Origin of the sequence: Paenarthrobacter sp. PAE-2, from assembly GCF_026013155.1 — a bacterium.
GTDB classification, from domain to species: Bacteria; Actinomycetota; Actinomycetes; order Actinomycetales; family Micrococcaceae; genus Arthrobacter; species Arthrobacter ureafaciens.
Map to the genome: position 1 here is coordinate 1 of NZ_JAPDNV010000048.1, position 22032 is coordinate 22032.

At 63.5% G+C, this 22032-nt stretch carries 22 protein-coding genes, 3 pseudogenes and 3 riboswitches; of the genes and pseudogenes, 15 read left to right on the forward strand and 10 right to left on the reverse strand.

The features are described from left to right. The 5 genes from OCL88_RS18860 to OCL88_RS18880 form a co-directional block, all read left to right on the forward strand. Positions 1 to 488 (forward strand): TniB family NTP-binding protein (locus OCL88_RS18860; protein WP_264963529.1); only part of this gene is annotated, 488 nt, incomplete at its 5' end. Further along, positions 485 to 1666 carry a TniQ family protein gene (locus OCL88_RS18865; protein WP_264963530.1) on the forward strand — a complete coding sequence of 394 codons (1182 nt, stop codon included), beginning with the start codon at positions 485 to 487 and terminating at the stop codon, positions 1664 to 1666. The genes OCL88_RS18860 and OCL88_RS18865, both read left to right, overlap by 4 nt. Positions 1667 to 1783: 117 nt before the next feature. Next, positions 1784 to 2395: a recombinase family protein gene (locus tag OCL88_RS18870; RefSeq protein ID WP_237430581.1), complete on the forward strand. Its 612-nt coding sequence runs from the start codon at positions 1784 to 1786 to the stop codon at positions 2393 to 2395. Between the two features lie 189 nt (positions 2396 to 2584). Further along, the gene (locus tag OCL88_RS18875) at positions 2585 to 3421 is read left to right on the forward strand and encodes an undecaprenyl-diphosphate phosphatase (protein ID WP_264963531.1); all 837 of its coding nucleotides are present in this window, start codon (positions 2585 to 2587) and stop codon (positions 3419 to 3421) included. A 248-nt stretch (positions 3422 to 3669) separates the two neighbouring features. Continuing rightward, positions 3670 to 3747: riboswitch (Fluoride riboswitch) on the forward strand. A 126-nt stretch (positions 3748 to 3873) separates the two neighbouring features. Further along, positions 3874 to 4443: an inorganic diphosphatase gene (locus OCL88_RS18880; RefSeq protein ID WP_264963532.1), complete on the forward strand. Its 570-nt coding sequence runs from the start codon at positions 3874 to 3876 to the stop codon at positions 4441 to 4443. Positions 4444 to 4643: 200 nt separating this feature from the next. Here the strand turns inward: OCL88_RS18880 and nhaA are convergent, their stop codons facing one another. From nhaA to OCL88_RS18920, 8 genes are all read right to left on the reverse strand, one after another. Beyond that, positions 4644 to 5990 carry a Na+/H+ antiporter NhaA gene (gene nhaA, locus OCL88_RS18885; RefSeq protein WP_237429447.1) on the reverse strand — a complete coding sequence of 449 codons (1347 nt, stop codon included), beginning with the start codon at positions 5988 to 5990 and terminating at the stop codon, positions 4644 to 4646. 108 nt (positions 5991 to 6098) lie between these two features. Beyond that, positions 6099 to 7346: an MFS transporter gene (locus tag OCL88_RS18890; protein WP_237429448.1), complete on the reverse strand. Its 1248-nt coding sequence runs from the start codon at positions 7344 to 7346 to the stop codon at positions 6099 to 6101. A gap of 58 nt (positions 7347 to 7404) precedes the next feature. Further along, complete coding sequence (locus tag OCL88_RS18895) at positions 7405 to 7773, reverse strand: fluoride efflux transporter FluC (RefSeq protein WP_237430582.1); 369 nt, start codon at positions 7771 to 7773, stop codon at positions 7405 to 7407. A 5-nt stretch (positions 7774 to 7778) separates the two neighbouring features. Next, positions 7779 to 8393 carry a fluoride efflux transporter FluC gene (locus OCL88_RS18900; protein WP_237429449.1) on the reverse strand — a complete coding sequence of 205 codons (615 nt, stop codon included), beginning with the start codon at positions 8391 to 8393 and terminating at the stop codon, positions 7779 to 7781. After that, positions 8393 to 8947, reverse strand: a complete 555-nt coding sequence (locus OCL88_RS18905) for a universal stress protein (protein ID WP_264963533.1) — start codon at positions 8945 to 8947, stop codon at positions 8393 to 8395. Before OCL88_RS18905 ends, OCL88_RS18900 begins: the two co-directional genes overlap by 1 nt. A gap of 23 nt (positions 8948 to 8970) precedes the next feature. Beyond that, positions 8971 to 10272, reverse strand: a complete 1302-nt coding sequence (gene eno / locus OCL88_RS18910; RefSeq protein ID WP_413775471.1) for a phosphopyruvate hydratase — start codon at positions 10270 to 10272, stop codon at positions 8971 to 8973. 15 nt (positions 10273 to 10287) lie between these two features. Next, complete coding sequence (locus OCL88_RS18915; RefSeq protein WP_264963534.1) at positions 10288 to 11043, reverse strand: 2,3-bisphosphoglycerate-dependent phosphoglycerate mutase; 756 nt, start codon at positions 11041 to 11043, stop codon at positions 10288 to 10290. Between the two features lie 21 nt (positions 11044 to 11064). Next, positions 11065 to 11155: riboswitch (Fluoride riboswitch) on the reverse strand. Positions 11156 to 11197: 42 nt separating this feature from the next. After that, positions 11198 to 12058 carry a hypothetical protein gene (locus OCL88_RS18920; RefSeq protein ID WP_264963535.1) on the reverse strand — a complete coding sequence of 287 codons (861 nt, stop codon included), beginning with the start codon at positions 12056 to 12058 and terminating at the stop codon, positions 11198 to 11200. A 21-nt stretch (positions 12059 to 12079) separates the two neighbouring features. Next, a riboswitch (Fluoride riboswitch) is annotated at positions 12080 to 12161 on the reverse strand. Positions 12162 to 12485: 324 nt separating this feature from the next. Here OCL88_RS18920 and OCL88_RS18925 point away from each other — a divergent pair. Continuing rightward, positions 12486 to 13034, forward strand: a complete 549-nt coding sequence (locus tag OCL88_RS18925) for a recombinase family protein (protein ID WP_264963536.1) — start codon at positions 12486 to 12488, stop codon at positions 13032 to 13034. Between the two features lie 83 nt (positions 13035 to 13117). Here the strand turns inward: OCL88_RS18925 and OCL88_RS18930 are convergent, their stop codons facing one another. Continuing rightward, positions 13118 to 13960 (reverse strand): hypothetical protein, encoded by an 843-nt coding sequence (locus tag OCL88_RS18930; protein ID WP_264963537.1) that lies wholly within the window; start codon positions 13958 to 13960, stop codon positions 13118 to 13120. A 100-nt stretch (positions 13961 to 14060) separates the two neighbouring features. Further along, positions 14061 to 14576, reverse strand: coding sequence for a hypothetical protein (locus tag OCL88_RS18935; protein WP_264963538.1), 516 nt, complete (start codon positions 14574 to 14576; stop codon positions 14061 to 14063). A 211-nt stretch (positions 14577 to 14787) separates the two neighbouring features. On the opposite strand from OCL88_RS18935, the gene OCL88_RS18940 reads away from it, so the two are divergent. The 9 genes and pseudogenes from OCL88_RS18940 to OCL88_RS18980 all read left to right on the forward strand — a co-directional run. After that, a complete protein-coding gene (locus tag OCL88_RS18940; protein ID WP_264963539.1) occupies positions 14788 to 15570 on the forward strand; it encodes a hypothetical protein in 783 nt (260 codons plus the stop codon). Then, on the forward strand, positions 15563 to 15814 hold the full coding sequence (locus tag OCL88_RS18945; RefSeq protein ID WP_264963540.1) for a transposase: 252 nt from the start codon (positions 15563 to 15565) through the stop codon (positions 15812 to 15814). Before OCL88_RS18940 ends, OCL88_RS18945 begins: the two co-directional genes overlap by 8 nt. After that, a complete protein-coding gene (locus tag OCL88_RS18950) occupies positions 15814 to 16512 on the forward strand; it encodes an IS3 family transposase (RefSeq protein WP_264963541.1) in 699 nt (232 codons plus the stop codon). Before OCL88_RS18945 ends, OCL88_RS18950 begins: the two co-directional genes overlap by 1 nt. Positions 16513 to 16596: 84 nt before the next feature. After that, positions 16597 to 17682: pseudogene (locus OCL88_RS18955) on the forward strand (tyrosine-type recombinase/integrase). Further along, positions 17648 to 19552, forward strand: a complete 1905-nt coding sequence (locus OCL88_RS18960; protein WP_264963542.1) for a tyrosine-type recombinase/integrase — start codon at positions 17648 to 17650, stop codon at positions 19550 to 19552. Before OCL88_RS18955 ends, OCL88_RS18960 begins: the two are co-directional and overlap by 35 nt. Beyond that, entirely contained in the window at positions 19549 to 19848 is a 300-nt protein-coding gene (locus OCL88_RS18965; protein WP_264963543.1) for a DUF6262 family protein, read from the forward strand. Before OCL88_RS18960 ends, OCL88_RS18965 begins: the two co-directional genes overlap by 4 nt. Before the next feature lie 47 nt (positions 19849 to 19895). Continuing rightward, positions 19896 to 20069: pseudogene (locus tag OCL88_RS18970) on the forward strand (integrase core domain-containing protein); the annotation flags it as partial. Between the two features lie 168 nt (positions 20070 to 20237). Further along, positions 20238 to 20990, forward strand: coding sequence for a sulfite exporter TauE/SafE family protein (locus OCL88_RS18975; protein WP_264963544.1), 753 nt, complete (start codon positions 20238 to 20240; stop codon positions 20988 to 20990). 217 nt (positions 20991 to 21207) lie between these two features. Beyond that, positions 21208 to 21879: pseudogene (locus tag OCL88_RS18980) on the forward strand (IS3 family transposase); the annotation flags it as partial. Positions 21880 to 22032 lie beyond the last annotated feature (153 nt).

Consider the following 22032-nt stretch of genomic DNA (forward strand, 5'->3'; position numbering starts at 1 on the left):
TGCGCTTGACGGGAGTGCGCATGCTCGTCATCGACGAGCTGCACAATATCCTCGCAGGGCAAGGCAACAGCCGCCGGGAGTTCCTCAACCTCCTGCGATTCCTGGGCAACGAGCTGCGCATCCCGATCGTCGGCGTCGGAACGCGGGAGGCATATCTTGCCGTTCGTTCCGATGATCAGCTGGAGAACCGGTTTGAACCCATCGTCCTTCCCTTGTGGAAGACGGGGGAGGACACTCTGTCGTTGTTGGCCAGCTTCGCGGCCGCCCTGCCCCTGCAGCGAGCCTCGGACATCGCTACCGCCGATATGGCGCAGTATCTACTCGCCCGAAGTGAGGGAACCATTGGCGAACTCGCCCGGCTTCTGACGACCGCGGCGATCGCCGCCGTGGAAAGCGGTGAAGAGCGCATCAATCGTCGGACCCTGGTCATGGCCGACTATGCAGGACCCACCGAACGGCGCCGCTTGTTCGAACGCGAACTGATGTGAGGCCGCCGGAGCGCTGGCCCCTTCATCCGGCACCTGCAGCAACGGAATCATTGTCCTCCTGGCTGCGGCGGACGGCGAGCAGCTACGGCATGTACTCCCACCAGCTGCTCGAACACGCACTCGGCCACCGGGAACTCAGCGACGCAGAGCTGGATCTGGACCCGCCACGTGACCTCCTCGACGAGCTCGCCAAGCGCACGGGCCTCGACCAGCACCGCGTACAGGCCATGACCATGGCCGGCTGGGTGCCATGGCTCTTCGACTCCCTCGCCCCCGCACCCGATGCCTACGCAACCTATGTGCACCAGTTCTCGGTACTCCTGCCACCGACGCGGCGCCAAATCTACACACCGCGGAAGTGGCTGCCATGGCTCGCGGAAACCCGGGTGCTGCGGGGATGCCGCGAATGCCTGAAGTCCGGCCCGACGATACTGCTCTTCTGGCAATTGCCGCTCATGGCCAGCTGCCCGGTACACCGACACCGGCTCGAGACCTATGAAGGACACCCTGCTGACTACATCAAGTGGACAACCTCCGCCGAGGACCAGCGGGAATTCCCGGACCCTTTGTTCCTGATGGACCGGCGCACCTGGCAGGCAATAGCAACAGGATCCGTGGACCTACCCCGGCGCTCTGTTCATGCCGGAGTCTGGTTCCGGCTGCTGCGGACCCTCTTGGACGAACTCAGCACGGCCCAGGGACGATACGGCCGGCAACTGGAGGATGTGCGCCGGGTCTGGGACCACTGCGGCCACCCGTTCCGGGCCGGCCTGCACTCATGGCAACCGTTCGAGACCCTCCACTGGACCCGACAGCTGCAACTGCTCAAAGCCGCTGCCACCGCGATGGAAATGATCGAAGATGGCACTCTGACCGTCCTCGGTACCTCCGGGCACCTTCTGCGCCCCGAACCGAAGACACCGATCAGCAGCGGGACCCCGCCCGGACCACTTACAGCAGGAGCGGACACGCACCAGCCGACGCTGGACGAGCTCTGGAACACAGTGACGACTACCTTGGACGCATGCATCGCGGCAGCCAAAACGGATCCCGTGGTCGCGAAGCACCTCTTCGACTTCGCACGGTACGGGTGCCGCAGCGAGGAATTCGTGGGCGGTCTCAAAGACGCCTTCGCCGAGCTTCAGATCCCCCTCGAGTTCTTGTCACAAACAGAATGAGATAGACCCTTTGCCTGACTTAGAATACGTAACGGGTTAAGTGACACGTTCCGATTCGAATCGGTCAGGGGGTCTGCTGTCACTTAAACGAACGTATAGATGACAGAGGAGAAATCGGTGCTGGTCGGATACATGCGCGTCTCGAAAGCAGACGGATCCCAAGCCACGGACCTGCAGCGGGACGCGCTCCTGGCCGCCGGCGTCGACGCCGGTTTGCTCTACGAAGACATGGCATCCGGAACGAAGGATAACCGGCCCCAGCTCGCAGCATGCCTCAAGGCTCTACGCCACGGCGACACCCTCATGGTCTGGAAGCTCGATCGGCTCGGCCGAGACCTGCGGCACCTGGTCAACATCGTCCACGACCTCACCGAACGGGGAATCGGGCTCAAGGTCCTGACGGGCCAGGGCGCTGCGATCGACACCACCACCGCGTCAGGGAAGCTCGTCTTCGGAATTTTCGCCGCCCTTGCCGAGTTCGAACGTGAACTCATTTCCGAACGAACCCTTGCCGGCCTCGCCGCCGCCCGCGCCCGCGGCAGGAACGGCGGACGTCCCTACAAGATGACCCCCGCGAAACTCCGGCTCGCCATGGCATCCATGGGCCGACCAGGCACCAAAGTCGGCGAACTTTGCACCGAGCTGGGCATCACGCGGCAAACCTTGTACCGTCATGTTTCGCCCTCAGGAGAGCTGCGGCCGGATGGCGAAAGGCTTCTTTCCCGATAGGTTTATTCGCGGCTCCCTTGCGCACGCCCCCTGCCGCTGAGTGCCCACGGACGATGTCGGCTCCTGTTCTGGCTGCCCCCTGGTGCGATATGACGGGCCGGACCGGGATCAGGTAGCGTTTCACCGGCTCCACTTCGATCCGTCAACTGAGGCTGGTCCTTTTTGGGCCGGAAAGTGATCAGCGAAAGAATGAACCTGCTTCAAGCAATCGTCCTGGGTGTCGTCGAAGGAGTGACTGAGTTCCTGCCCGTCTCCAGCACCGGACATCTGACGATCGTTGAGAAGCTCCTCGGTCTGCAGGTCGACGACGGCGGAGTAACAGCATTCACGGCGATCATCCAGGTCGGTGCGATCCTGTCCGTCGTCGTGTATTTCCGAGCCGATATTGCCCGGTTGTTCCTCGCCTGGGCCCAGGGGCTGCGCCGGGCCGAAGCCCGCACCCATCCCGACTACCGTTTCGCCTGGTACGTAATTATCGGTTCCATTCCGATCGGTGTGATCGGTTTTCTCGGCAAGGATCTCATCGCCGGGTCTCTGCGGAACCTCTGGGTTGTCGTTGCCGCCCTCATCGGCTGGAGCATCGTCATGGCAGCGGCTGAACGGACGGGCCGGCAGACACGCCCCGAGCGGGCGGTCACCCTCAAAGACACGCTGGTCATCGGCCTCATGCAGTGCATCGCTCTCATTCCCGGCATCTCCCGCTCCGGAGCAACCATCAGCGCCGGTCTATTCCGGGATCTGGACAGGGTAGCGGCCACCAGAATTTCGTTCTTTTTGTCCATCCCCGCGCTCACCGCCGCCGGAGCCTACGAGGGTCTTACCCAGGCCGGGGAGATCAGTGCGACGGTTGGCTGGATACCCACCATCGTCGGTACTGCCGTTAGTTTCATCGTTGCGTACGCATCGATCGCCTGGCTCCTGCGCCTGGTCGCCAAACACAGCATCACGGTCTTCATCGGATACCGCATCGGGCTCGGCGTCGTCCTCGCGGCGCTTCTTGGCTTCGGGATCATCGCCGCCACGTAGCTCCGCCCTGTTCGGTTCCGCTCCCCGACATACGTGCCCACAGCCGGCGGCTCGAACGGGCAAGCCCGCGAAAGTCTGTCGTCCCGCACGTTCCCCGGCTGGCCTGTCCAGAAAATCGGTCCGCGAGGCAGGAAGCTCCACGTGCACTAAGACCGGGCATGGCCCGGGCAGCTGTAAGCATCCCCCATGGCTCGCCGTGATGACACGGCGGGCAAGTTGTTGCCAGCGGGCCTCGTCATGTGGTTGATTACAGGGACGGTGATGGATCTCGCCGGGGCGGGCCACCGTCCGAACCGCCGCACCCGGCTGATAGTTCCTGTTTAGTGCCACGCACAGACGGAGAACTATGCCTAATTTCGCCACCGCCCCACATGTGCGGGATGAGCGTCCCCAAGCGGACCGTAAAGACTCTCGCCCTGCATCGACCCAGGTTGCCGACATGGGGTGCTCTCATGACTGACTACAACGCCCTCCTCGGGTGCGGGGACTACAACCGTGGCCTGGTCATCGGTGTTATTGACATTCCGATGGGATCGAGCCACAAGATCGAATGGGACCGCACCACGGGCCTCTTCCACCTAGACCGGGTAGACCCGCGAATTTTCGCTAAACCGGTGAACTACGGATTCATCCCGCAAACGTTGGACGAGGACGGCGATGAACTGGACATTCTGTGCGTGACCCGCGAACCGCTGCCCACTGGGCTCGTCGTGCGCGGCCGGATTCTGGGCGTCCTGAACTTCCGCGACGGGGACGATATGGACTATAAGATCGTCGCAGTCCCGGCAGATGACCGCGACGAGGGGGACCGTATCCGCACCATCGAAGATCTCGGTACCAGGTGGCAGGAACAGATCACCCACCACTTCAATCACTACAAGGACCTCCAGCCCGGAACCCGCGCCCACGTCTTGGGCTGGGGCACGCCTGAGGAAGCCGCCAGGATTCTCGGCGATTGCAGCCAACGCTGGCAGGACCGAATGGGCGGCGGACCGCAACCACGAGGCCCCCTCCTGGCATGAACCGAAGCCCATGCCCCAGGCACAGCCTCGGCGGCAGGAGGCGTGACCGGCTAGCTCCCCTTTGCCGTCGGTGCTCTGGGAGTATTCTTGCTCTGCGTCTGCTCTGCATCCGCGCGTCCAGCGCGGAATCTGTCCGGCTGGCCCTGATCTTTCGTAGATTCGCTGAGCGATCGTCCGCGGGATGGTATCGATGGGAACGGTCAGGAGGAATTCCGGGGTTCGTAGGCGTCGGGGATGCCGTCGTGGTCTGAATCGATCAGCTCCGCTTCGTGGGCCTGCCGGTACTGCCGGTTCCTGGTCCGCAACACGGCGACAGCCAGCAGTGCGGCCAGGACGGACGCTGTGAGGATACCCACCTTCGCATGATCATCGTGCAGGCTTCCGTTGCCGAAACTCAGTTCGGCCACGAGCAGCGAGACGGTGAATCCGATGCCCGCCAGGAGTGATACCCCGAGCACGTCTATCCATTTAAAGGTGCTGTCCAGTCGCGCTCTGGTGAACTTGGTGAGGAGCCAGGTGGTTCCGAGAATTCCGGCCGGCTTGCCCAGGACCAGCGCCAGGATGATGCCGGCGGCCACCGGGTCCGTCAGCGCCGAGACCAGACCGTCCCAGCCGCCGACGGCCACGCCGGCGGAGAAGAACGCGAACACGGGTACGGCAACACCGGCGGAGATCGGGCGGAACCTGTGCTCGAAGACTTCGGCAAGGCCGGGGCCCGCGTCCGGACCGCCGCTGGCCTTGGAACGAAGGACGGGGACGGCGAACCCCAGCAGCACGCCGGCGACGGTGGCGTGGACGCCCGAGGCGTGCACCAGCGCCCACGCGAGCGTGCCTAACGGCAAAAGGATCAGCCACGCCGCAGGGGCTTTCATCTTGAAGAACCGCCGGTATTTCTGTGCCAGGAACGTGTAGAGGGCCAGCGGGATGAGTGCCCACAGCAGCGGCCCGGTCTGGATTTCGGTGGTGTAGAAGAACGCGATGATGCTGATGGCGAGGAGGTCATCGACCACGGCCAGGGTCAGGAGGAAGATCCGCAGGGCGCTGGGCAGGTGCGAGCCAATAATGGCCAGAACGGCGACAGCGAACGCTATGTCAGTGGCGGTGGGGATGGCCCAACCGCGAAGCGTCTCGGGGCTCGTGATGTTGATAGCGGCGTAGATGAGTGCGGGGACCACCACGCCGCCCACGGCGGCAGTGACCGGGACGATCGCTTTATTGAGCTGGCGCAAGTCTCCGGCGACGAATTCCCGTTTGAGTTCCAGGCCTACTAGGAAGAAGAAAATGGCCAGCAGCCCGTCTGCGGCCCAGGCGCCGAGGCTCAGTTGCAGGTGCCATGGCTCGTAGCCGATCTTGAAGTCCCGGAGGGCAAAGTAACTCTCGGACACCGGAGAGTTGGCCCAGATCAACGCGATGGCGGCGGCCGCCACCAGGAGCACGCCGCCGACGGTTTCTTTGCGCAGGATCTCGCCGATGCGCAATGACTCCGCGTAACTGCCCCGTCCGAAGATGGTGAACCGGGGCGGCGGTGAGGGGAGTTTCTGGCCCATGAAGGACTCCTAAAAGTTAGGTCGACAAAAAATACTGCCGACCAGACTTCCCGGCTCACCTTCATATAGTCTACGGGGCGCCGGCGTCATCAGGCAGTCCGCGCCCGGCTACGCAGCGGGTCCCTGCGTGGGCGCGGGCACGGATTTGAGCAACGGGATGAAGGCGATCAGCGCGACGAGCTGGGTGCCGATGGTGAAGATGATGAGCCCGGTGAGGGACGTTGAGTAGAGGGCTCCGATGATGGTGGATCCGGCGAGCCAGGCGATGCCGTAGATGGCGGTGAAGATGCCGTATCCGGTGCCCCGGGTGGCGGAGGGGACGAGGTCTGCGACGGCGGCGCGGAGGGTGGATTCGTGAATGCCCAGGGCCGCTCCCCAGACGACGGCACCAACCCAGACCAGGACGGGCGTGTTGCTGAAGGACAGGAAAGGGACGGCCGCGGTCAGCGGAAGGGCGATGAGCAGCCCGCGCAGCCCGATCCGGTCATAGAGCGCCCCGGAGCCCAGGGCTGCCAGCGCTGCTGCGCCCATGGACACCGCATAGGTCACCGGAATCAGCGCCGAGGGCATCACGTTCTGGACTTCCAGGTGGTAGGAGATAACCCCGAAGGTGGAGAACCCGAACATCGACACGGCGGTGAAGGCGCTGTACCACCAGAACCGGGCCGGCAACGGGACCCGGACCCGTACCTGCCCGGGTGCGGGGGCTGGTTCGCTGACCGTGTGTGTGTCGTAGCGTGCAGGATCGGGCGCGGCCCGGCGGAGCAGGATCACGGCAACGAGTGCCGCTGCACCCGGGATGGCGAGGACACCGAATCCGAGTTGGAAACCGGAGACGGCGACCATGAGTCCGACGAGCAGGGGCCCCAGCAGTGCCCCGGACTGGTCGAGGGCCTCGTGGATGGCGAAGGCTTTTCCGCGGCCCATTTCGGCCCCTGCGTGGGAGAGCATGGTGTCCCTGGCCGGGGTGCGAACTGCCTTGCCGAAACGCTCCGTGATGACCAAGGCCGAGGCCTGCCACAGTGAGCTTGTCAGGGCCATGAAGGGGACAGCGATCACGGTCAGGGCGTAACCGGCGATGGTCAGCGGCCAGTATTTGCGGGTCCTATCCGCCAGGGGGCCGGTGCCCAGGCGCAGCACGAGGGCCACAGCTTCCCCGAAGCCGGTGATGAAGCCGACCATGACCGCGGACGCGCCGAGGGTGGCCAGGAACGGTCCCGTGATGGACCGGGCTCCTTCGTAGACGACGTCGGCGAGCATGCTGACTACGCCGAAGGCCAGCACGAAGCCCATGGGTCCGAGCCTGTGCAGGCGGGTTTTCGGTGTTCCGTCCGTGCTGAGGTGGTCTTGATTCATTTCCGGCACTGCTTCTCCTTGGGCTGGTTCGTGGAGATGGTTCCGTGGCTGGCCGGTTTCATAGGAGGCTTGCCGCCGCGAGGCCTGCGGCTGCGGCGCCGATGGCGGCGGCGGCGGTGCCGATCCCGTTCAGGAGGGCCAGCCCGGTCCGGCGGGACTGGATGAGCCGTACGGTCTCGAAGCTGGCCGTGCTGAAGGTCGTGTATCCGCCCAGGAATCCGGTACCGGCGATGGTCTGCAGCTCGACCGGGGCGGCGTGGGCTATCACGAACCCGGCGACGAGTCCCAATAGGAAGGATCCGGTGACGTTGATAGCGATCGTGCCGATGGGCAGTGCGGCGCGGATTGTGGAGCGGACCAGCCCGTCGACGACGAAGCGGGTTCCGGCGCCGAGGCCGCCTGCGAGGCCCAGCAGCAGAATGGTCAGGACGTTCACTGATGGCCTTCCTGCCGGTCGGGGCGGAGGGTCGCGTCCCGGCGCCGGGTGGTCATCCGGGTGTGGTGGCCGGCGGCAGCCCGGATCCCCGCCACCGTCGCGACAGTGCCGCCCAGCAGCGAGGCAGCCACATAGATCAAAGCATCGGTGGTCCGTCCGGAGCCGAGCAGGGTGTTCGTTTCCAGGGCCAGGGTGCTGTAGGTGGTGAAGGCGCCCATGAACCCGGTCCCGGCGAGCAGTCGGATCACCCTGAGCCTGCCGGTGTCGGGGCCGCGGCGGACCAACGCCTCGAGCAGGACCCCGAGCAGGAATGCCCCGGCCAGGTTGATGATCAGGGTGGGCAGCGGCCACCCGCCCGGGGCGGGCAGGACAATGCTGAGACCGTAACGGGCCAGGGCCCCAACCACGCCTCCGGTGATGACGACCAGCACGAACCCGGGGTGCAGGTGCACCGGGCGGTGTGCGCTCACCTCGCCGAGGGTCCCGGCGTCCGCGTCATCCGCCACTACCTGTTCAGGGTCGCTGTCGATGGGCAACCGGTCCATGGCCGTGGTGTCGGGTCCTGCCGAAGGGGGGTCGGTTGCTGTGATCTCCGGGATGCGCGGTTCCATCAGTGGTGGCCCTCCTGCCGGGGGTGTCTGGTGTGCGGGGCGAGCGGGACGACTAGCACGGGGCGGTGCTGGCGGTGGGTGAGATGGACCGCGACGGAGCCGACCAGCACCTCCTCGAGACGGGCGCCGAGGCCGCGTTCTCGCGTGCCTACGACGATGACCGAGGCATCCGTGGACTCGGCCAGCCGTCCCAGCGCTCGGGCCGGTTCCCCGGAGAGGGTCGCGAAGGACCAATCGATACCGGTTCCGTCCAGGGCGTCCTGGAGGCGTTCCCTGATGGCGGCGGCGATGCCTTCGATGTCGTCATCGATGCCGTCCGGATCAATCGGCCGTGCCTCGATCCGCCCGTCGGGTTCCTCGGCGAGGTAGGTGGTGACGTCCACGTAGGCGCAGATGAGCTTCACGTCCAGGCTGTAGGCCAGTTCCGCGGCGCGGTGTGCCACGGCCAGGGGCTGGCCCGGGACCACCCCCATCAGCACCGGCCCGGTGATCTTCCGGGGGACATAGGCTACGGGTCCGGTGCCGGGCCGGGGTTCCTTTGCGGGCTCATTCATGGGCGTTCCTAACGTGGCGGTGTCTACTGGTCGTTGAGGTGGGTGCCGGCGGGCCCGTAAGGGAGCTCCGGATACTCGTCGGTGATCTCCAGGAGCCGGTTGTATTTGGCGACGCGTTCCCCGCGGGCCGGTGCCCCGGATTTCAGCTGCCCGCAACCGGATCCCACGACGAGATCCGCGACGAACGTATCGGCGGTTTCCCCGGACCGGTGCGAAACCATCGCCCCGAAACCTCCCCCGAAGGCGGCCGCGAGCGTGTCGAAGGTTTCGCTCACGGTTCCGGCCTGGTTGGGTTTGATCAGCACGGCGGTCGCGGACGCCGTCCGGATACCCTCCCGGACCCGATCCGCGGAGGTGACGAACAGGTCATCGCCGACCACCTGCACCCGGCTTCCGAGGGCAGCGGTCAGTGCCGGCCACCCCTCGGGGTCGTCTTCGGCGAGGGGGTCCTCGAGGCTCCAGATTGGGTAGTCGGTGATGAGCCTGTCGTAGTAGTCAATCATCTGCTCCGGGGTGTAGGCCCGTCCCGCAACCGTGTAGGTGCCCCCGGCGTAGAAGGAGTTCGCCGCCGGATCCAGGGCGATCGCGACCCCGTGCCGCCCGAGGGCATAACCGGCGTCGCCAATGGCGGCCACAATCAAGTCCAGTGCCTCCTCGGGCCGGGCGATGTCAGGGGCGTACCCGCCCTCATCGCCGAGTCCGGTCGAGAGGCCCTGTTTGCGCAGCCGCCGGGACAGCGCATGATAAACATCAGATCCCCAGCGCACCCCGTCAGCGAACGACGGCGCCCCGGCGGGGGCGATCATGAACTCCTGGAATTCCAGCGGGTTGGCCGCATGCTCTCCGCCGTTCAGGACGTTGAAGTGCGGCACGGGCAGCCGCCCGGCCCGGCCCAGGCTTTGGCCGATCCAGACGTGCAGCGGGGTTCCGGCCGTGGCTGCGAAGGCCCGGGCGGCGGCCATGGAGACCGCCACGATCGCGTTTGCCCCCAGCCGTGAGCGGCCGGGTGTGCCATCCAAAGATATAAGAGCGTGATCCAGATCGGTCAGGCTTGCCCAGCTCCGGGAGGTCACCAGCTCGGCGATTTCACCGCGGACGTTCGCCACGGCCTTCTGTACGCCCCTGCCGGAGTATTCCGGCCCGCCGTCGCGCAACTCGACCGCCTCATGGGCACCGGTGGACGCCCCCGACGGGGCCGAAGCGGCCGACACTGTGCCGTCCGCCGTCGTGAGCCAGACTTTCACAGTGGGATAACCGCGGGAGTCCAGGATCTGCAGGGCACGCACCCCGGTGATGTGAAGTTCTTGCATGACGATTTTCTCCATTTCCTCGTCCTCAGGTCAGGTCCCACCGGCGGCGGCGACCAGGGCGGCGGCGGTCTTCGCCGCCATCGGGTTCAGGTACTGCCCGCCCCGTACCAGCGGCATCAGGGAGGGGGTGAATCGGTAGAGCAAGGGTTGGCCGGTGGGAATGTTAAGTGACTCGACTTCTGCTTCCGAGAGCACGTCCAGGACCCGGCAGAGTGCCCGTAGAGAGTTTCCATGAGCGATGACGAGCACCTGGTCCCCGGCACGGAGCCGGGGGCGAAGATGCTGGTGCCAGAACGTCCTGACCCTCTTGACGACTCCACAAAGGGACTCGGTGGCTTGGACGGCTTCGGGAGGCAGCCCTGCCATAGCCGGGCTGCGCCGGATCGCTGCGAGTTCGGCCCGTGGCATCGGCGGGGGAGCCCCGTAGTAGGAGCGGCGCCAGAAGTGGAAGACTTCCGGCCCGAGCTCGCTCAGCAGTTCGCTGCGGTTCCGCCCGGTGAGGGAGCCGTAGCTACGCTCATTCATTTCCCACGCCGCTGTGGCCGGCGTCGTAGCCTGACCCAGCACAGCCAGGACGATGCGGGCTGTGTCCCGGGTACGGGAAAGGGTGGACGTGTAAACGGCATCCGGGTGGAAGTCAGCGGAAGCCATGAGCCTCCCGGCTGCCTCAGCCTCGCCTATGCCAGCTGTGGTCAGCGGCGGGTCCAGCAGACCGGTGAACCGGTCCTGGGCATTCAGGACGCTTTGACCGTGGCGAAGCAGGATCAGGGTGCCGGGTGCGGGCATGGGCCACCTACCTTCGTATCAGCAAAGGTAGGAACCATCAGCCAGGAGGCGGTTCGAACGCCCCGCACTTTACGTGCGGGCTGTTCCGGCGGGATCCATCACCGTGAACAGAGACTACAGGCACAGCGGCGGTGCCCGCCAGCATATGACGCGCTCACTCGCTGCGCCCGGCTCCTGTCGTTTCCGGACCGGGTTCCGCCGCCCGCGGGTTGCTGGCCAGGTACAGGGGCAGGCCCCAGCCGGCAAAGAAGCCAATGGCCTCGATCCAGGACGCATTCTCCTCATGCCCAACAGGGGCGCCGTAGTCCGTCATCGAGTCGGTCAGGTGCCGCATCCGTCCCCTGATCTCCCGCAACCGCGAGGCCACTGCGTGACGCAGCTGCTCCGGTAACGGACGCCGCACCGTCAAGTGGAAACGGCACAACAGCACCGGATCGCCGGCCCCTTTCGGCGTCTCAGGATCACAGGCGGGGCAGACCCTGTCCCGCCACAGCGGGAATGTCTCCCTGCACCAGGCTGTCGTGTGTGCCAGCCCGTTCGCTTCAACGGTGAGGGCCTCGGTGTTGGAGTTCGCGTAACCCATCCGCAATCCGGGCAGGGACGGGGAAGCCATGTCCTCACAGATCCTGCACGGCCCCACCGGCAGGAGCACCTCGTCCGGATGCCGGTGCAGCAGCGAGCCTTTTCGAACCAACCCGGCCGCGACGTGTTCCAAGAGATCCTCGTAGAGAACCGTGACGTCGAAGGGCTGGTGGCCGCCCCGGGCACCGGCGCCGGCCTGCCAGAGTTCGATCTCCACGACCGCATAGGCCCATGTGTGCCGGGGACACAACCCGAGGGAAGAGCGCAGAAGACGGCGCATGCTCCCGTCCATGATGTCCCCATGGATAAAAGACCAGAGCTGACGCACTTCCTCTGCCGACAATTCCAGCGGACCAACCGGCAACAGAGCGCCGGTGACGTTGTCCCATTCGGGCGTCTCCAGGGTGCCGGGCCCGTTTCGATTTCCAGTCATGCGAATGACCCGCCCTCCGTATTCGGGGCAGGACCCATCAGCCACCTCGGCGGTCCGAACCGGCAAACAACCGGTCCCGGCGGGATCCATCACCGTTACAACAAGGCTAAACCCCTTCCACTTCCCGTACTACGTCCCACTTGTCGGGAACGCCCCACAGCGCAGAAGCGATCAGAAACTCTCGCGGTCCAACGCCAAGCCGAAGCCCCGAAGAGCAGGAATAAACCCTGGAGGACGGCTCGGGAACCTCATGAATCAGCGCTATGTCCGAAAAGTGCAGACGACTTCTGACATTCCGTGCAGACGACTTCTGAATCTGACAGGATTCCGCGGTTCGACACGGACCTTCGCTGTCTCAAAACCCGTCCAACAACATGTAGTCTCACAACGGAAAATTGATCGGGATTAAGAGAATAGCGGGGCGGCCATGGCTGTAATCGGGTATGCGAGGGTTTCGACGGCGGAGCAGAACCTTGATCTCCAGCTCACGGCACTCCAGGCTGCCGGCGCAGTCCGGACATTTGCCGACACTGGCGTCAGTGGATCCACGGTAGAGCGTCCTCAGCTCGCCAAGGCCCTGGACCGGATTGAAGGAGGAGACGTGTTCACAGTCTGGAAGCTCGACCGATTGGGGCGCAACACCCGGCACGTCCTGGACGTTATCGAGGACATCAGGGAACGGGGAGCGGGTTTCCGGTCCCTGACCGAGGGGCTGGACACGACCGGACCGATGGGTATCGCCATGTTGACGATCATGGCCGCATTCGCGCAGCTGGAGCGGGACACGATGATCGAGCGCACCAGGGCAGGACTCGCCGCGGCCGCGACCAACAACCGCCATGGGGGCAGACCACGCAAGGTGGACGATGCTGCCGCTGCCCGGGCCAGGGAACTGAAAGGCAAAGGAGTCAGCGCCTCCGACATCGGTCGGATGCTCGGGGTCTCCCGTGCCACCGTCTACCGGTACCTTGTATAGGCAATACGGGGAGACGAGAATTGCTGCCGCCGAGGCGGCCGGGTCGACGAGAAGCCTTGAATCCTTAGGATTGTGAGACGCGGCTAGGAGCCGAGGTTGTCGACCACGTAATCGTCGTCGTCGGTCTCTGTCACATTTCCCCGGCGTTCCTCCCAAGTCCGCATGTCGTTGAAGCCCTTGCACGGGCCAAGGCACGCGTCGCAGTTCAGATTATTGTGCTGGGCGGCACGGCGGACTCGCGGATCCTCTGGTCCTAAGTCGATCGACTTCTCTACTATGCGCGCCTGCGGGTAACGCGGCCGCGCTACCATCGACACTTCCTCGGGAATGACGTTGCGCGCGTTCGCGTAGGCCGCGGTCGCGTAAGTCTCCCCGACCTGGTGCTCGCACTCGGTTGCCCTGCAGATCGAACACAAATCCTCGTCGTCGCGCGAGGCGGTCTTGTCGTAAACTTCGCCCAAGTTGTGGTCGCAGTCCTCGACCATCCGCCCACAAATCGAGCACTCGAAGTCGCTGATAAGCCCGGCGGACATTCCAGCGCGCAAGTGAGACATGTTGATCGAACAGTTCGTCCAGAACTCGTCATCATCGCGCAACACGATGTGACAACCGTACAAACCGCGTCGCATGAAGGCCGCCCGATGTATTGCCGTGTGAGCGACCTCCGCGAGCTCGTGATCCTCGAGGTAGTTCAGCGCGGCTACGGCTGCGGACTCCGATCCCCGGATCATTGGCTCAACCGCGTTAAGCGTTTCCTGGTCGACCGTCGCCGAAAAGTCGAGCCACTCGGAGCGCTTCTGCCGCTGCACTTCTCGACGAAGCGCGTCGTCATCCGTTACCGACGGCATATGCATCGCCGGTATCTCATCAGCGCGCTTGCCAAGGGCCGCCAGGGCCGCCGCGTAGGACTCGTCGGCGGTTCGCAATGACTCCCTCCCGTTTACGTCGAGGTAACGGTCTCGGCGCGGTCCACCCGATGGTGGGATCGGTCCCCATTGCATGACCATCGTTGTGAAACGTCGACCCTTATCTCCGGACACTGCGGCCATCGCCAGGCTGGTCGAGGGACTGCTGCTTGAGGACCCGCAGAGCTTCGAGGACGTCGGCACCGCTGCCCTCGATCTCGATATTCCGTGTCGTGCTGGTTTCGGCGATGGACACCTTGAGGGGCAGTTCCCGTACCACCTCGTCGGTCCATCCCTGTGCCTTTGCGCGATGGCTGATGAACTGCTCGACGGTGAAAATGAGCCAGTCGCTGGTCACGGTCACGAGAGTGAGGCCGAGCGCCCACATCTCCGGGTCGATACTGAACTCCTGCAGATACTTTCGCGTGCCCTCGGGAGTCGAAAATTCCACGGGGATGCCTGCGGCGCGGGCGGCCTTAGGCAGGTACCGCACGTTGTCTGTGTAGCGCGGAATATTATCCCCGTCGTCATCCACTGGCTTCCTCGTGGGAATGACGTAGACCTTGTCCGGCTGCACGTTATCTGGGATTGCTCCGGCGAGGGGGGTCCATTCACCTTCGGTAATTTTTGCTGTCATGCCACGGAGGATACCGGTGGCTACCGCAATGAAGCGAACGCGCCGACCATCCATTAGGTCAGATCCTTCGGCCGGCCACCTTCTTTCGCTCCGCTGTGGAAGAACGTGTCGTGGGCGGAGGCGAGCCACGCCGTCCGGTCCTAACTGTCGGAGGCTCCATGTAGATTCAGGTTTGACTTGCCTTGCGCCGCTCACGCTGAAGGACCTTAAAATGACGAACACCCTGCTCAGCTCCCTGAGGGAGCGCATCCTCGACGAATCCGAGCCTCTGGCCGGACTCCTGCGTAAGTGCCTACTGCTCGGAGCCGAGACGGGTTCCGAGTCCCTGCGGCAGTGGGCCCGATACGAGCTCAACGGATACGACGGGGACGTCGACGTGCCCAGCTATCGGCTGCTGCCGTCGCTGCCGATCAAAGTGGACTCGATCAGCGGGAACACCTGGGCCAGGGGCCAGACCTTCGATCGCCTCCAGCTGCCTCTGGAGGCGCAGAAAGGAGTGCCTGAGTCGTTCCCGCTTCGTCAGCCCGTCGAGGAGTTAGAAAGTCTCGCAGGAAAGTCCTCACTTTCATTTACCAACGCGGGACTGGCCTACGCCCAGACGGTCTGGAATGACTCACTCGGCCCGTTCCAGCAGATCGTGGGGATGTCATACTCGCTTCCAGGCTCGGTACTCACCGGTGTCCTGGGGCAGATCCGCACTCAGCTCGTCGACGTTCTCGCCGACCTGACCGCGGAAACTCCTTTGGCCGAGCTGCCGAAGAAAGCCGCCGTCGACGCCGCCGTGGGCCAGCACATCGGCACGCAGTACAACACCACCATCCAAGCGGCCAACGGGCCGACCGCAATCGGGAACAATGACCTGCTCTATGGATTTCGGACACGGGCCCTCTTGGTTTTGACTAAACTTGAGGGTCATACCGAAAGTGAGACTCAGTTAGGATATGTCGACTCCACGCTGTCAATACACCCAGGAGTTCAAAGACCAATTGGTTGAAGAGGTCATTGAATTTTCGAAGCCCATTGCCGAGGTCGCTCGGGAATATGGCATCGCTGCCCAATCGTTGGGCAATTGGATCAAAAAATACCGTCAAACTCACGGCCACGACGATGCCGGGAGCAGTGCCACAACGGGTACAACGGCCCGCGAACAAGCGCTAGAACGGGAAGTCCAAGAGCTCAAAGCGGAGTTGTCGTTCGTAAAAAAAGCAGCAGCGTACTTCGCGAGGGATCCACAGTAGTGGCCAAGTACGAATTCATTGAATCCCACAAAAACACTGCTCTGCCGTACTGGACGATAGCCAATATGTGCGCCTGGTTGGGCGTGTCTCGGTCGGGGTATTATCACTGGCGGTCCCGGCCGCAGTCGGCCACCGCGGCCCGCCGCGAAGCGCTCACCGCGCGCATCCGGTACTTCTTTGATGACTCCGAGCAGACCTATGGGTACCGGCGAGTCCACGCTGATCTGGTGGCGGAAGGCACCCCAGTAAGTTTGGAACTCGTCCGCCAGATCATGGCCGAAGAACAGATGATCGCCTGTCAGCCGCGCCCGTTTCGAGTCACCACCGACCCCGATGCCCAAGCGGCTGAAGCGATCCCTGACCTGGTGCAACGAGACTTCAGCGCCACCGCCCCGGGGCAGAAATTTGTCGGCGACATCACCTACATCCAGACCTGGCAAGGCTTCATGTATCTGGCCACGGTCATTGATTGCTATTCCAGAAAAGTCGTCGGCTTCTCGATGGCTGATCACATGCGCGACACTTTAGTGACCCAGGCATTAGACAATGCTGCGGCCACCACCATCATCCAACCACACGCAATTTTCCACTCTGACAAGGGAGCACAGTATTCATCCAAGAATTTTCAGGCCGCTTTAGCCCGTCATAGGATGCGGGCCTCGATGGGCCGCACCGGCGTCTCCCTCTTAACCGGCTAATGTGATCGTTTCGGCAGGTCGGCGACACGCCATGCCACCAGGCTTTCGCTGTGATGTGGATCACTACTGGTACATCTGTTCTTCATGAACAGCGATTGCGGTCTTTCGCTTGCGGAGCGTGACGGCGGCTGGGCGTTGGCCGGTCAGGACGCGCCCCAGTTCAAGCTCGTGGATGAGTACCTTGCGTATCTGACGGACAGGAACTACTCGCCCAAGACGGTGCGTTCCTACGGGTATGACCTGCTGGCGTTCTGCCGGTGGCTTCTGATCGCCGGGCATCCGCTGGCCGAGGTGAGCACGGAGGTGCTGCTTCTATTCCTGCGTGCCTGCCGTGATGCCCAGGTCCCGGGGAGGGCGGGACCGAATGTGATCAGGCTGTCGGGGCGCCGGTTGGATCAGTACGCCGCGACGACGATCAACCGTCGGCTGGCCGCGATCTCAGGTCTGTTCGCCTTCGCCGGAATGCGGGACCCGGAGATGAAGAACCCGGTCCCCAAGGGCCGGGTAGCACGTTGGGTCGCACCCGGTGAGCGGAGCGGGATGCTGGCGCATACCGCCCGGCGGCCGAAGAACCGCTCCTCACTCCGGCTGCGCGAGCCCCGTCGGCTGCCCAAGGCGCTGTCCCAGGCCGATGCGGCCGAGCTGCTGGCAGGTTTTCGCACCTGGCGGGACCGGGCGATCGCGGGCTTGATGCTCTATTGCGGGTTGCGTTCGGCCGAGGTGCTGGCACTGAGCATCACGGACGTCGACATCGGCGGCCGGTGGCTGCAGGTGCTCGGCAAGGGACAGCGGGAGCGGCGGGTGCCGCTTGACGCGGATGTTGCTTCCGTCATCTAGGTGTATCTGCTGGCCGAGCGGCCCGAATCGGTCAGTGCACGCCTGTTTCTCGTTGCCAAGGGGCCGAACCGTGGCCAGCCGCTCACCGCTGCCGGGCTGCGCACGGTCTTCCGCTACCACCGCTGCGTGACCGGAATCGTTGGCGGTCACCCGCACGCCTTGCGGCACACGTTCGGGACCGCGCTGGCCGAGGCGGGCGTCGATCTGGCGGTGATGCAGGCCTTGCTCGGCCATGCCCACGTCGACACCACGGCCCGCTACATCCATCTGGCTCCGGCCCACGTGAAAGCAGAGTTCGATGCCGCTCGCGATCGCATCCGTTCCCAACAGTGACCCGCACACCGCTTACCTGGACTACCTGAGTCGGACCGGTCGGGGAAACACCGCATACTCAACAGCGGCCAGCACGTTCTTCAAGCGGTGGCCGGACCCCGGGCGATGGGCGGCCGAGCCGCTGCAGGTGCGCTTGTCCGCCGGGTCAGCTACCCGGCCGATCATCACCTTCCTGATGCTGCACCAAGGCCTGCGGCCCGGCTATGACTACCTGCTTGAACGCAAGCTCTCCAGCATCTGGCGCGAGGTCCAAGACTCCCCGCTGGCAGCCGACCTTGACCGGTTCATGACCGCAGCCGCCGACCTGGGATTCACCGAACGGGTCCGGTTCGCCACCGGCTCCCAGGTGCCGGTTAGGCTCCTCATCCAAACCGGACTGCGCCTGGAACAGCTCACCCTGGCCGATCTGGCCGAGTTCACCGCAGCCTGCCATGACAGGCAGGGACGCACCGGCAAGGGCCACCACCACTACCTGGCCGCGGCAAGCAACGCCCAACGGGTGCTGTTCCACCTCGGCGTCCTTGATGAACTGCCGCGCGCCGGCGGCCCAGTCCCGTTCGCCGAGCGGCTGGCCCAGGTGCGTCCGCCGATCCGGACAGCGATGATCGCCTACCTGGACCGCAAGCGCGCGACCTGCCGGCCGAAGACCGTGTCAACGATCGCGACCCGGCTCAAGCACTTCGGTGAGTTCCTGGCCGGTATCGACCCTGATCTGGACTCCGTCGCTGCCCTCGATCGACGCAAGCACATCGAGCCCTACCTGACCAGCATGGCCGATGTCCTCAACACCAAAAACGGTGAGAGCATCACCGTGGCCGACCGGTCGCGGCGGGTGCTCGCGCTGATGGGGTTCCTGACCGACATCACGGAGTGGGACTGGCCCGAAGCGCCACCGCGCAAGCTGCTGTTCCGTGACGACATCCCCAGGCTCCCGCAAACACTGCCCCGCTACCTGCCCGTCGACATCGACCGCCGCCTCACACAGATCCTCACCAAGTCCCCGGGAAACGAACTGGCCGCGGCCGCCCTGCGACTGCAACGTGCCTGCGGGCTGCGGATCGGGGAACTGCTCGACCTTGAACTGGACTGCGTCCACGAAGTCCCCGGCCACGGCAGCTGGCTGAAGGTCCCCCTCGGCAAACTGGACACCGAGCGGATGGTCCCCCTCGATGAAGAGATCCTGGAACTGATCGACCACATAACCCACACCAGATCGCACGGGCGGCCGCTGCCACACCCGCGTTACCGACGCCCGGCCCAGTTCCTGTTCACCCACCACGGACGACGGCTCGGGCAAAACGCGGTCCGCGCCGAACTCGACCGCGCCGCCGGTCTCGCCGGGCTCGAACACATCACCCCGCACCAGCTTCGCCACACCTACGCCACCGCCCTGGTCAACGCCGGAGACTCGCTGCAAGCCCTCATGGCTCTCCTCGGTCACATGTCCGCAGAGATGAGCCTGCGCTACGGACGGCTGTTCGACGCCACCGTCCGCAGCGAGTACGAACGAGCCCTCGATCTGGCCAAACAACAGGCACTCACACCCGCCACCGGCAGAACCAGCCTGCCGCTCAGAGACATCACCGGCGGAAAAGACTGGAAGGACACCCCACTGCTGAAGTCCCGCATGGCCGGGGGGTTCTGCCTGAGGGCACCCGCCCAAGGCGCCTGCGCCTACGCCAATATCTGCGAGCACTGCCCCAGCTTCCACACCGAGCCCAGCTCGCTGCCGATCCTTGCCGCGCAACGCGTTGATGCAGACGCACTCGCCCGGGACGCCGAACAACGAGGCTGGATCGCCGAAGCCGAGCGACACAAACAGCTCATCACACGACTCGACAAACTGATCAGCGAGGCCACCACAGGATGACGAACACGAACACCCTCAACAGCGTCGAGCGCGCCTGCGCCGAGCTCCTCCGGAACGGACAGGCAGTGACATTCACCGCCGTTGCCGCCCGCACAGGTCTGGGCCGCACCACTCTCTACCGGAACCCAATAATCCGGGCCATCATCGAGGAAAACCGTCACCGCGCCGCCGCCAGCGACACCCTCACCGGCCTCACCGACGAGATCGCCACCCTCCGCGCAGCACTCGACGCACTCGCCACCAGCGTGCGGCGCCACGAAGAACAACTCCGGAAACTGACCTCCCGAAAAAGCTGAATCCTTAACCGGCTAACCGCCAGGGTCCCGGCTCATTAGCCGGATAATGCTGGGATAACAGTTTAGCCGAATCCTTCTTCGCTGCGTTGAAAAACGAACGCGTCCATCGCACCGTCTATCCCACCAAGGCCCACGCCAAACGCGACGTGTTCCACTACATCGAAGGCTTCTACAACACCCGCAGACGTCACTCAGCGTTAGATTACCAACGACCTGCCGAAGTCCACTATGCTGGACTCCAGCATGGCCACCGCAGCCTAAAGAAAACCCATCAAATAGGTGTCCGAAAAACGCAGGGCAGATCAGTTTCAGACTGTAAGCGGCTGATCCAGCAACCAGCAATTCCGGAGGTGGTAGATTCCGCTTAAACTCTAGCTAGGACGCGCTCTATGGACGGTTTTTTAATCCCACTAGTAATTGTTGTCACGATACTAGTGGGCGCGATCTCCCAACGTGTAACAGGTATGGGCTTTGCTCTAGTAGCCTCGCCCTATCTTGTTTTAGTTTTGGGCGCACCTGCGGGGGTGCTTCTTGTTAATCTGTGTAGTGCCGTTGCGTCAAGTTATGTTTGGGTGCGGGCATGGCGGGATGTCGAGTGGAAAAGGTTTGCCCTGCTTACTGCGGGAGCGGTGCCCGGTATTATCGCGGGTTTATTTATAGTGACAGTAGTGAGAACTGAAACGCTCGAGATAATTATTGGTTCTTCTGTTCTGATTGCGCTGACGCTTCTTACCCTTGTACATAAACGGTTTGTAGTCCATGGCCGTGCGATCGGACTCGGCGCAGGCTTAGCATCGGGTGTTATGACCATCACCGCCGGCGTCGGAGGACCGGCGTTATCGATTTACGCGTTACTGAATCGTTGGTCACATGCTAAGTTTGTGGCCACTATCCAGCCTTACTTCATTGCTGTAACTACTATTTCAATTGCTTTGATAGTGTCTGCAGACACTCAAAGCTGGCCCGACTTATCGCGTTTACTTTGGTTCGCTTGCGTAGGCTCATTAGCGCTGGGACTATTAATCGGCGATCGCCTTGCTAGAATCATCCAACCAATTTTGGCGCAAAGGCTGGTCATATCGATTGCCATGCTCGGCGGCATTGGTTCCGTTATTAAAGGACTCGTCTCGATCCTATTGTAGAATCGAGATCCCCTAATTTTGAGCACAGTAACGACGTACTGCGTCAGGCGATTCCTGAGAGATCGTTAAGCCTGATCATCCGATGAGGTGACTTTAGTTTGCAGGGTGGCTTCGAAAAGATCTTCGAGACCGGAATTTATTGATAGTAACTTGTCCTTGCCTAAAGTCGTCGCCCACTCATTCTCTGTCGATTGTCCAGCCGCGTCTACAATCTCTAGACCTGGCCGGCGAGGGCACGGAATGCTCCCCGGAACTGGTCCGGCAGATCATGCGCGATGAGGACCTGGTGCCCTGCCAGCCGCGCCCGTTCCGGATCACCACCGAGGCCGATGCCGAGGCCGCCGCGAAGATCCCGGACCTGGTGAAAAGGGACTTCAGCGCCGGCAAACCCGGCGTCAAATTCGTCGGAGACATTACCTACATCCATACGTGGGAGGGTTTCGCCTATCTGGCGACAGTGATCGACTGCTACTCGAAGAAAATCGTCGGGTGGGCGGTAGCTGATCATATGCGAGCCGAGCTGGTGGAGTCCGCTTTGCGCAACGCCGCGGCCACGAGCGTGATCGAGCCGGAGGCGATTTTCCATAGCGACCGGGGCAGTGTCTACACCTCGGCTGCTTACACGGCGCTGGTGGCCGGGCTGGGGATGCGCTCCTCGATGGGCCGCACTGGTGTGTGCTGGGACAACAGCCAGGCCGAAACCTTCTTCTCTGCGCTGAAGAACGAGCGTGTCCACCGCACTGTCTATCCCACGATTACCCGTGCCAAGCGCGACGTCGCGGCCTATATCGAGGGGTTCTACAACTCCCGCCGCCGGCATTCGGCCCTTGATTACCGCCGGCCTAATGAAGTCCATTACAGTTACCAACAGCTGGCATCGGCAGCGTAGGAAAAACCATCAAATCCGCTGTCCGAAATCTCCGCAGCATCCCAGACCCTAAGGGGTATCGGAAGTTTCTGTTGGCGCAAAGGGGTTCTCCTGTTAAGCGGCTCATCGCATTTGAGGGTGTAATCGTGCCGGGCGCGTCGGTGGCCGGATAGA

Coding starts and splice junctions, on each gene's coding strand:
- OCL88_RS18875 (WP_264963531.1), top strand. CDS start 2,585: ATGAACCTGCTTCAAGCAATCGTCCTGGGTGTCGTCGAAGGAGTGACT.
- OCL88_RS18880 (WP_264963532.1), top strand. CDS start 3,874: ATGACTGACTACAACGCCCTCCTCGGGTGCGGGGACTACAACCGTGGC.
- nhaA (WP_237429447.1), bottom strand. CDS start 5,990: ATGGGCCAGAAACTCCCCTCACCGCCGCCCCGGTTCACCATCTTCGGA.
- OCL88_RS18890 (WP_237429448.1), bottom strand. CDS start 7,346: ATGAATCAAGACCACCTCAGCACGGACGGAACACCGAAAACCCGCCTG.
- OCL88_RS18900 (WP_237429449.1), bottom strand. CDS start 8,393: ATGGAACCGCGCATCCCGGAGATCACAGCAACCGACCCCCCTTCGGCA.
- OCL88_RS18905 (WP_264963533.1), bottom strand. CDS start 8,947: ATGAATGAGCCCGCAAAGGAACCCCGGCCCGGCACCGGACCCGTAGCC.
- eno (WP_413775471.1), bottom strand. CDS start 10,272: ATGGAGAAAATCGTCATGCAAGAACTTCACATCACCGGGGTGCGTGCC.
- OCL88_RS18915 (WP_264963534.1), bottom strand. CDS start 11,043: ATGCCCGCACCCGGCACCCTGATCCTGCTTCGCCACGGTCAAAGCGTC.
- OCL88_RS18920 (WP_264963535.1), bottom strand. CDS start 12,058: ATGACTGGAAATCGAAACGGGCCCGGCACCCTGGAGACGCCCGAATGG.
- OCL88_RS18925 (WP_264963536.1), top strand. CDS start 12,486: ATGGCTGTAATCGGGTATGCGAGGGTTTCGACGGCGGAGCAGAACCTT.
- OCL88_RS18935 (WP_264963538.1), bottom strand. CDS start 14,576: ATGACAGCAAAAATTACCGAAGGTGAATGGACCCCCCTCGCCGGAGCA.
- OCL88_RS18940 (WP_264963539.1), top strand. CDS start 14,788: ATGACGAACACCCTGCTCAGCTCCCTGAGGGAGCGCATCCTCGACGAA.
- OCL88_RS18960 (WP_264963542.1), top strand. CDS start 17,648: ATGCCGCTCGCGATCGCATCCGTTCCCAACAGTGACCCGCACACCGCT.
- OCL88_RS18965 (WP_264963543.1), top strand. CDS start 19,549: ATGACGAACACGAACACCCTCAACAGCGTCGAGCGCGCCTGCGCCGAG.
- OCL88_RS18975 (WP_264963544.1), top strand. CDS start 20,238: ATGGACGGTTTTTTAATCCCACTAGTAATTGTTGTCACGATACTAGTG.